11 protein-coding genes are annotated in these 9,395 nt (G+C 34.7%); 1 reads left to right on the forward strand and 10 read right to left on the reverse strand.

The features are described from left to right. Nucleotides 1-113: 113 nt before the first annotated feature. From ABUA27_RS10750 to ABUA27_RS10780, 7 genes are all read right to left on the reverse strand, one after another. Entirely contained in the window at nucleotides 114-2,264 is a 2,151-nt protein-coding gene (locus ABUA27_RS10750; RefSeq protein ID WP_287846607.1) for a Tex family protein, read from the reverse strand. A gap of 35 nt (nucleotides 2,265-2,299) precedes the next feature. Then, nucleotides 2,300-3,604, reverse strand: a complete 1,305-nt coding sequence (locus tag ABUA27_RS10755; protein ID WP_349820696.1) for an alpha-amylase family glycosyl hydrolase — start codon at nucleotides 3,602-3,604, stop codon at nucleotides 2,300-2,302. A gap of 119 nt (nucleotides 3,605-3,723) precedes the next feature. After that, nucleotides 3,724-3,999, reverse strand: a complete 276-nt coding sequence (locus ABUA27_RS10760) for a hypothetical protein (protein WP_129982008.1) — start codon at nucleotides 3,997-3,999, stop codon at nucleotides 3,724-3,726. Nucleotide 4,000: 1 nt separating this feature from the next. Further along, on the reverse strand, nucleotides 4,001-4,699 hold the full coding sequence (locus ABUA27_RS10765) for a Panacea domain-containing protein (RefSeq protein WP_129982009.1): 699 nt from the start codon (nucleotides 4,697-4,699) through the stop codon (nucleotides 4,001-4,003). 90 nt (nucleotides 4,700-4,789) lie between these two features. Further along, complete coding sequence (locus ABUA27_RS10770) at nucleotides 4,790-5,113, reverse strand: DUF1828 domain-containing protein (RefSeq protein ID WP_129982010.1); 324 nt, start codon at nucleotides 5,111-5,113, stop codon at nucleotides 4,790-4,792. 91 nt (nucleotides 5,114-5,204) lie between these two features. Continuing rightward, a complete protein-coding gene (locus tag ABUA27_RS10775) occupies nucleotides 5,205-5,507 on the reverse strand; it encodes a YolD-like family protein (RefSeq protein WP_349820697.1) in 303 nt (100 codons plus the stop codon). Further along, entirely contained in the window at nucleotides 5,500-6,756 is a 1,257-nt protein-coding gene (locus ABUA27_RS10780) for a Y-family DNA polymerase (RefSeq protein WP_349820698.1), read from the reverse strand. Before ABUA27_RS10780 ends, ABUA27_RS10775 begins: the two co-directional genes overlap by 8 nt. A gap of 155 nt (nucleotides 6,757-6,911) precedes the next feature. Between ABUA27_RS10780 and ABUA27_RS10785 the strand changes: the two genes are divergently transcribed. Beyond that, the gene (locus tag ABUA27_RS10785) at nucleotides 6,912-7,508 is read left to right on the forward strand and encodes a LexA family protein (protein WP_022425596.1); all 597 of its coding nucleotides are present in this window, start codon (nucleotides 6,912-6,914) and stop codon (nucleotides 7,506-7,508) included. Here ABUA27_RS10785 and ABUA27_RS10790 read toward each other — a convergent pair. The 3 genes from ABUA27_RS10790 to ABUA27_RS10800 all read right to left on the reverse strand — a co-directional run bounded on the left by ABUA27_RS10790 (nucleotide 7,500) and on the right by ABUA27_RS10800 (nucleotide 9,235). Next, complete coding sequence (locus ABUA27_RS10790) at nucleotides 7,500-8,237, reverse strand: tubulin-like doman-containing protein (protein WP_161220335.1); 738 nt, start codon at nucleotides 8,235-8,237, stop codon at nucleotides 7,500-7,502. The genes ABUA27_RS10785 and ABUA27_RS10790 overlap by 9 nt on opposite strands. 110 nt (nucleotides 8,238-8,347) lie before the next feature. Beyond that, nucleotides 8,348-8,512, reverse strand: a complete 165-nt coding sequence (locus ABUA27_RS10795) for a hypothetical protein (RefSeq protein ID WP_161220336.1) — start codon at nucleotides 8,510-8,512, stop codon at nucleotides 8,348-8,350. A gap of 135 nt (nucleotides 8,513-8,647) precedes the next feature. After that, the gene (locus ABUA27_RS10800) at nucleotides 8,648-9,235 is read right to left on the reverse strand and encodes a hypothetical protein (RefSeq protein WP_349820699.1); all 588 of its coding nucleotides are present in this window, start codon (nucleotides 9,233-9,235) and stop codon (nucleotides 8,648-8,650) included. Nucleotides 9,236-9,395: the final 160 nt, after the last annotated feature.

A 9,395-nucleotide genomic window follows, 5' to 3' on the forward strand; every position in this document is an offset into this window, starting at 1 on the left:
GTGGTTCACTACACTTGGCGGTAAATACCTGTGGTCAGACTATCTCCGACTGAATTAGTGCCATGCCCGGCACACGCTAAAAAGATGATTCCGTTTATTGGAATCATCTTTTTCTATTTGTTGGGATCAATCATAGTTAATTGTACTTTATGTCTTTGTTCATCAATTGTATCTACCCATGTCGTTACGATATCTCCTACAGAGACAACATCACTTGGGTGTTTAATACGGTTTTTACTCATTTTAGAAATATGAACGAGTCCATCTTCATGTAATCCAATATCTACAAAGGCACCGAAGTCTACAACATTACGTACAGTACCTTCTAGTTTATCATTTACATGAAGATCTTCTAATGTGAGGATATCCTGTCTCAGAATTGGTCCATCATAATCATCACGATAGTCTCTTAGTGGTCTCATAATAGAGTCTAGGATATCTTTAAGTGTATAGTCATCTAGTCCTGTAAGTTCTTTAAGGGATGTAATGTTAGCCTGTGAGACAGCCTTCTTACATGCATCTGTTCCTAGATCATTAGTCGTTAAGTTTAATGCTTTTAAGATAGCTTTAGTGGCATCATAAGATTCTGGATGGATATTTGTACGGTCTAGTGGTTCACTGCCCTCTTCGATTCTTAAGAAACCAGCAGCTTGTTGATAGGCTTTTGGACCAATCTTAGGAATCTTTTCCATTTCTTTACGGCTCATGATCTTACCATTTTCTTCACGATAAGCCACAATACTATTTGCTGTTGCCTGAGTTAAACCAGAAACATTCTTTAAGAGTGTAGGACTGGCTGTATTGATATTCACACCAACTAGGTTAACCGCTTTTTCTACAACGAAGTTAAGTCTTTCTTTTAATTGGGTAGTAGGTAAATCATGCTGGTACTGCCCTACTCCAATAGATTGAGGATCAATCTTAATAAGTTCTGATAAAGGATCAAGTAGTCTTCTTGCGATAGAAATAGCACTTCTTTGTTCAACGTGGAGGTCTGGGAATTCTTCTATCGCAAGCTTAGAGGCACTATAAACACTCGCTCCTGCTTCACTGACTATTGTATAGCTTACAGGTAAGTGATATTTCTTGATTGTATTTGCGACAAAAGCTTCACTTTCACGACTGGCTGTACCATTCCCAATCGCAATAAGATTGACATCATATTTTGTACAGAGGTCTACTAGTTTCTTTTCTGATTCCTTCACTTTCGCAACAGGAGGATGTGGGTAGATAACATCTACTGTAAGTTTCTTACCTGATTCATCAATGACAGCGAGCTTACATCCTGTACGGAAAGCTGGGTCAAAGCCTAAGATTCTCTTATTTTTCATCGGAGCCTGTAAGAGAAGCTTGCCTAGATTATCAGAGAAGACATCAATACTTGCTTCCTGGGCTTTTTCAGTAAGAGCATTTCTGACTAATCTTTCTAGAGATGGATAAGCAAGACGCTTTAAGCCATCATCAATGGCTTCATCTACATATTTGGCTGTTGGACTCTTAGGGAACTTAATATAACGTCTTGAGACAAATGTCTTGATATAATCTTCATTAATGTTGATAGAAACAGTGAGAATCTTTTCTTTTTCTCCTCGATCAATCGCCATAATACGATGTGTCGCAATACGTGAGACATTTTCAGAATAGTCATAGTACATCTTATAGGTCATCTTTTCATCTTCTGCATTCTTCTTTTTAGAAGTGACAAGTCGGCCGTAGTTCATCATAGAATCGACAATCTTATTACGTACTGTCATATCATTAGAAATCTTTTCTGCAATGATATCCTTAGCACCCTGCAATGCCTCTTCTCTAGAAGTGATTGTATCGTTTAGATAGGCATCAATGTCTTTTTCATTAAATGTACGTGGTAAAGAAAGAAGTGTCTTAGCTAAAGGTTCTAGGCCTGCTGCAATAGCCACACTGGCTCTTGTTTTCTTTTTCTGTTTATAAGGACGATAGATATCTTCTACCTGTGATAAACGTGTACATGCGTTGACCATCTTCACGATATCATCATTTAAGTGTCCTAATGTTTCTATTCTTGTAAGGACTTCTTCTTTTCTTTTTTTAAGATTTACCTGATAGTCATATTGTTCCTGGATCACACGAATCTGTTCTTCATCTAAGCCATGTGTTAATTCTTTACGATAACGGGCAATAAAAGGAACAGTACAGCCTTCTTCTAATAGTTTTAATGTATTTTGTATCTGTTCTGTCTTGATATTTAGTTGTTCTGAAAGTTTAAGTATAATATCTTCCTGCATTGTCTACTCCTTTATAAAAGGCTGATTGCTCAGCCTTATGCATGTTTATATAAGTATGTGATTGAAAGTGGTGGTAATTCTAATTCTCCATTATAATCCACCATTTCTCCACTCATCAAATCCTGATAAGAACCATGTTCAATAGGTGAATAGATTGTATAAGGTGCATCATCAATATTAAGTGCAACTACAATCTTTTCTCCTTCATAGTTTCTTTCTAATACGTACTGTTTATTAGTAAGAACTAAATCCTTATAGTCTCCTAATGTGAGTGCTTTATGTCCTCTACGCATATGAATATATTTTGATACTAAACCAGATAATTCGTTAGGTTGAGGTGCATCGAATTCTGGACGAAGTGGTGCATCTGTTAGTCCTTGAATCTTTTCACCTTTAATACCCCATTCTGAACCATAATAAATACATGGAACACCAGGTACTGCCATGAGTAATCCAAATACTAATGGAAGTTTTCTTTCATCAGTTAATGTACTAGATATTCTATTCACATCATGGTTATCTACAAATGTGAGTAAATCCCTACCTCTGTACATATCCATCGCATTTCTCTTTAATGTATGGGCATATTCAAACATATTCAAAGAGTTAAATGAAGACCAGAATGCTTTATATGATGGATAATCAGTGATTGCATCTAGTTTAGCTTCTGTATACATGTAACCTGCATTATCACCTAATACTTCTCCTAACATAAAGAAATCCTGTTTTAAACTCTTACAATGATCACTCAACATTGCCATAAACCATCTAGGCAATGAATAAGCGACGTCTAGTCTTAAACCATCTATATCAAAACACTTGATCCAGTAATCGACTGCATCTAGTAGATAATGTTGGACATCTGGGTTATCTAGGTTTAACTTCACAAGTTCATAATGACCTTCCCATCCTTCATACCAGAATCCATCACCATAGCTAGAATCTCCATCAAAGTTGATATGGAACCAATTGGCATATGGGCTTGCAGGTCCTTTTTCCTGGACATCTCTAAACGCAAAAAAGCCTCTACCGACATGGTTGAATACCCCATCTAATACAACCTTGATATCATGTTCATGGAGTGTTTTACATACTTCCGCAAAATCTTCATTTGTACCTAAACGCGTATCGATGAGATTATAATCACGCGTATCATAGCCATGAGAATCACTGTTGAATACAGGATTGAAATACACAGCACCAATTCCTAATTCTTGTAGATAAGGGACAAAGTCCTTGATTTTTAAAATACGATGAGCCTGAATATCATCATTTACTTCAGGCGCACCACAAAGTCCTAGTGGGCAAATCTGATAAAATACTGTTTCTTGATACCACACAATTAACACTTCCTTTCTGTTTACTATTATACTTCATTTTTATGTGCTATCCAATCTATTTATATTTTTAGTAACTTACATTTATGCATTTACTATATATTTATAGATATTCTAATTTTTTATTGTATATATCGATTATGCTCAGGGTCATAGTCGTTCAATAATAGTTCTATCTTGTCTTCATCATAGTCAAGATAGACATATAAGACATATATAAGTAAATCTTTAAGCTGCTCATGAATGTCTGTTCCAAAGTATAGACGTAATATCTTCTCACAACTTAACGCAAAGCCCAATATATCTTCAGTATTCTTATAGTCTTCATATATATGATCAATCATCCATCCCATTTCTTCATTCAATGATTCTTTGAGTATGTTATAGAATTGTTCCATATTAGTGCCTCTTGAAATAGTTTTGAATATCTTCTGCAGGAATAATGGTTATTTCCCCTTCTTTATAATTATTCTTCCATGGTCCTGTTTTAGTGAGTGTTATAAGTGTTTTTAAAGGGTAACGAGAGAATGTATTGAGGATTTCATCTATGTATTCCTTCTTATTTTCATCTAGATCTAAATAAGCATCTTCGATGATTTTATAACGCATATCATCTTGTACTCTAAATGGGAATGTGGAGAATAAGTGATAAACATCAGGATAGATGACACCTTGCTTCCATGCTTCACAATGTTCATGAAAGAGTGGCTGTGGATAGGAATAAGCCTGTATGAAGTAAAGATAGGATTCTAATTGCATAGGTGTGAGTTCTTCTAGTGTATAAAAGAGATAAGAAATCACCTGCAATATTTCTTTTGAACAGGAGAATTGTGATTTAAGAGTGAGACATCTGTTGATTGCCTTTTTAAAGGCTGGTCCCATCTTTTCATGGTTCTTATTCACTAAACCCATCATATAGTCTATATCACATAGTGCATTGTGAATAACTTGTGCATAGTCAGGATGAGGAGTGCTTCCCTGTAAATATCTTGTAATAGTGACTTCTCCAAAGCCTAAAGCATAAGATAATGGTGCTTTACCGAGATGATAGAGAGACATAAGGGCTTCTATTTCTTCTTGTATTCTTGTTTTACACATCTTATTCACCTTCTTCACACTTATTATAGCATATGATAGACTTTTTAGAAATATCTATCATATGCATTAAAACAAAGAAAAAAGTGCATATTATTGTGAATATGCACTTTCCTGTGTGAAGAGATTTTCTATCTCCACCAACATTTTCCCAAATTCATTGAGCTTTATATAAAGCTCATCATCGTCAATATTCATGACGATTTCGTTTTGTCTGATCCTCGCATCATGCATATAACATATTGCAGAGATCTTTTCCTTCTTATCAGCGTCTAGCTGATATGTATCAATCAGATTTGTGATTGTCGATGCCTGGTCTGAGAGCTTATAGGACCTGTTATGCACAAAGGCATAGACAATCATATGTTCACCCTTGAAATTCTTATAGGGCATTAATAGTTTTTGATAATTCAGCATACGCTCCACTTCCCCTCTTGTTCTCTATTATATCTTAGTTACTATTTATAGATAGGGTGTGGCAAGAGATTGGACAAGGAAAAACAACATATTATAATTCTAGTGAAAAGATATTCTTAAGCTGTATTTTATGGTTATTAATATAAATATAGTGATCATTGAGATTTACTATTTGTATTGTTCCTCTTATTTTAGAATAAGAAGACCCTGTGTAATAGACAAGTTCTACTTCATCTCCTTCTTGAATTTGATGAATTTTCCAGTTAAGTTCATAATATTGGTCTTCACGTAGTTCTTTTCTAGGTATTTTGGTATCTTCTTGAAGTAGTTCTTTAAATCCTTTTAAGGCATCAAAGCTTAAAAATAAACGTGCACGATCAACCTTCTTATGCATTATGTCCTCCAATTAATGTATTTCTTTTTTCTGTAGTGGCTTTTTCCTGTTTATTCATAAGCTTTAATATCGCATTCTTCCCATACTTATGGCGGATAGAGACAATAGCTTTCTGAAGTTTCTTTTCTTCTTCTAATGCCTCTATATCACTAAATAAGTCATAGGATTCATAAGCTTCATCTAAGACATTTCCAAAGGATATAGAAATCTGTCTGATCAGTCTTCCTTTTTGAACTTTTAGATGATAAAGAGAAATAAAGGCATCCATCAGAACACTCAATGAATTGGTTCTGACTGTCAGCTTTCTAGAGCCTCCTGCCCATCCTCCACCATCTGTACGTGAATAACCGATATATAAACTTATATGATTTGTGACAAGACGTGATTCCACAAGTCTTAAGACATTGAGTTCTACCATTTCCTTTACAACGAGTATTGCATCCTCATATTCATAATCAGAAAAGAGAACTTGAGAATTATTAATTGACTCATTCTTAGGACGATACTTCTTAATAGAGGCAATCGTAGCAGGTTCTCTTCCCCAGGCATGATCAATAATATATTCCGCATTTATACCAAACTCCTTATAAAGTATCTCTTCAGGAATCTGAGTAATCCCATGCATATCCACAACACCGAGTTTTAATAAATGATTGGCTGTTCCACTTCCCATATGCCAGAAATCAGTAATAGGTAAATGATGCCATAGGTATTTCTGATATCTTTCTTCATCTAATATCCCAATATTCTCTTTTGTATGCTTAGAGATAATATCAAGAGCGACTTTTGCAAGATAAAGATTGGTTCCTATGCCACATGCGGCGGTAATATGTGTATCTTCAAATACAGCCTGCATCAACATCTTCGCAAACGCCTTCGCACTCTTATGATAAAGATGCATATAAGATGTGATATCAATAAAACATTCATCAATAGAATAAACATGAATATCATCAGGTGAGACATAACGACAATAGATACGATAAATACGTGCTGAATATTCCATATAAAGATGCATACGGGGCATCGCAGTAATATATTCAACACCCTTAGGTATTTCAAATATACGGCAGCGATTATGAATTCCCATACTTTTCATTTGAGGTGTAATCGCAAGACAGAGTGCTCCATTACCTCTAGTAGGATCTGCCACTACAAGATTGGTTTTAAAGGGATCAAGATGTCTTTCACTGCATTCGCAAGACGCAAAGAAGGTTTTTAAATCTATACATAAATATACTTTTTTCATCATTATTTCTCCTTCCTGTTAGTCTTATTATAGTTATCTATGGTGCATATATCAAATAGTTTTGCACCAAAATGATTCTGTAAGTACAATGAATGACGCATTTGTTTGCACCAAATTGTATTATGTTGTATAATGCCTAAAAAGAGGTGGAAACAATGAATTTTAAAGAATATCTAAAGAAATACAAGGAAAAGATGGGTGTGTCTAATGAATATATTGCGAGTCAATTAGGCGTGAACCGTTCTACTGTGACAAGATGGTTAAAGGGTGATACAAAGGTCACAAATCCTGAAGTGATAGAGAAGCTCTCATTTATATTAGGTGTAGATGTAGAATCACTTATTAATAGTGAAGAACGTTATGAAAAGCCAGTACTAGGTGAAGTCAAGGCAGGTTATGATTTACTCATTGATGAGAATTTTGAAGGATATGAGCAGGTGACTCAGGATGATTATTATCGTGGAGATTTCTTTTTACGTGTTGTAGGAGATTCTATGTCAGGGGCACATATTCATGATGGAGATTTATTATATGTAAAAAAGTGTAATGATGTACCAAGTGGGACGATTGCGGTCGTATTGATTAATCGTTGTGAAGTAACAGTCAAAAAGGTTATAAAAAAAGAAGGATTACTGATTCTAGAACCAGCGAACCCTTCTGTAGATGTACGTTATTATTCTCAGGAAGAGGTAGAAAGTCTTCCTGTAGAAATTATTGGAAAAGCGTTATATAGTCGTTCTGATTTAGTATAAGAATTCTTCAATCATTAAAGTACTCATACGCTTCTTGAGATCATCTAGCTTTACATCATCACCTAGACAAAAAGAAATATGTTTATATTCTTCAAAGAGTGTTTTTCTGCAGGTAATTTCTCTTTGTCCGATTGTAGTCTGATAAAGATGATCATGTGTTGTAATGTTCATATGATGTTGTAATTCCTTTAAAGCAGCCTGACCATTAAGTTTCATACGATGATTCTTTTCTTCTTGATCATCGTTGCTTTGTACATCAAACATATAAGCACAAATACTATAGTTCTTATGATGACATTCCTTAAATAAGTCATGAATCATATAAGTGAAGTCTACAAATATACCTCCACCTGTACCCCCTACTATACCAGAGGCAATAAGGACATTAATATGATCCTCCCCAGCAATAGAAATCATTTTTTCAATGAGTGTCTTGAACTCACTTCTTATACCTTCATAGACAGATTCAGTTCTAAAAATCTTCTGTCCAAGTGTTCTATCACAATCTGTTCCACGAGGATCTAGAATGATGATTTCATCATCTGTCATATGTGTATTCTTGATATGAGAAGTCATATCTACGATTCTCATTTCTACTCTATCTATATCATCATAATCATGTTTTATTTTACCTTTTAAGGAATCAATGACACCGCCACCAAGTCCTCCTAATCCAACAATAATAATAGGATCTGCTTGATTCATGTTTCTACTTAGTTGTAGCCCCATAAAGTTATCCTCCATTTCATAATCACAAATAATTTAGCCTTTCCTATTCTAACATATTTAAAACACATTACAATAAAAATCAAAGGAAGCTGTAAAGCCCGTCTAGGGCCTTACAGCTTTCCTTTTTTCATATAATAAGATGCTTTGATTATAAGAACACGATCTGTATAAATATAACCATTTCTTATCATATGAGCATTGGAGAATTTCTTTCGGCAATTTTTATGCTGATCAGCTTCCCCTTCATAACCAGCATTCTTTTTCTCTTGAATCATATAATCCGCTTCCCCTCTTTCAATGCCATATATTATTATACAGTTATGATTATATATTACAATACATATTCATAACATATTCACATAATATGAAAAAGAACGCTCTTTTTAAGTAAATTGTTGCTTTGAGTAATCTTATTCAGCGAATATACCATAACGATATTCGTAATATGCCTCCTTAAGTGCAATAGGCATAGGTGTAGCTCTTACCATTTCATTACTGAAAGCCTCAGTATCCATCATCATTCTTAGAATCTCAGATGCCATTTCCTTTCTCTTGAATGTATACTTAGCCTGCTTCTTAAGAAGTAGGAAATCTAGATAACCTTGTATGTATCTGGTTCCAACGCCTCTTGTTGTCTGTATCATTGAGCTTACTTCTGTCATCATCTCATTGACAGCTCCTAATGATTTACCATCATCAGTAAGATATCTCTTCTCTAAAAGAGATGTCTTTATCTTATTGTTTACTGCTTCAAGATAGTTGGCAAACTGTTGTATGCTTGCCTTTGAATCTGATATGAACTCTTCCACATCCTTAAAGTAGTCTTTATTCGCTTTATATTTATCAAATGACTCACTTCCAAGGCCTGATACCTGCATCATCATATGATCATTTTCATCTGTAGCACAGACAATGGCAACCTTGTGATGAGATATTCCTCTATATGCAACCTGTTTACCTCGACGCATATAGAAGCAGGTCGTCTTGCTTGTCTCCAAGACTTGAGCCTCACCCTCTAGAGGCATTTTATGGTACTACGTCAAGAAAAAGTACCAGTCAAACTGAAATTTCTTTACTAATCCAATTACTCTTTACATAACTTTTTTCATATTGATTTGGACTTTGATAATTACAGTGACTATGTATTCTTACTGTGTT

The sequence above is a fragment of the Catenibacterium sp. RTP21428st1_D7_RTP21428_210409 genome (assembly GCF_040227455.1).
Lineage (GTDB): Bacteria > Bacillota_I > Bacilli_A > Erysipelotrichales > Coprobacillaceae > Catenibacterium > Catenibacterium mitsuoka_A.